This window comes from Sedimentibacter sp. B4 (genome assembly GCF_000309315.1).
Classification (GTDB): Bacteria; Bacillota; Clostridia; order Tissierellales; family Sedimentibacteraceae; genus Sedimentibacter; species Sedimentibacter saalensis.
In genome coordinates this window covers 1-272 of record NZ_CANG01000294.1, presented here as the reverse complement: position 1 = coordinate 272, position 272 = coordinate 1, and the positions used below count along the sequence as shown (strand labels likewise).

Sequence of the window (272 nt, the reverse complement as noted above, 5' to 3'; positions counted from 1 at the left end):
CCGGCGGCTCGTCGCCGAGACCCGGGTGCATCCGGCCCAGCTCCTGCTGCCCGTCTTCGTCGCGGACGGTCTGGACGAGCCCCGTCCGATCTCCTCGATGCCCGGCGTCGTGCAGCACACCCTCGACTCCGTCCGCGCCGAGGCCACCCGTGCCGTCGAGGCCGGGATCGGTGGCCTCGTCCTGTTCGGCGTTCCCGAGCCCGACGACAAGGACGCGGCAGGCTCGGCCGGCTACGCCGACGACGGCATCCTGAACCGTGCCCTGGCCGCTG

At 73.9% G+C, this 272-nt stretch carries 1 pseudogene; it reads left to right on the top strand.

The features are described 5' to 3' along the window. A pseudogene (locus BN358_RS23310) lies at nucleotides 1-272 on the top strand (porphobilinogen synthase); the annotation flags it as partial.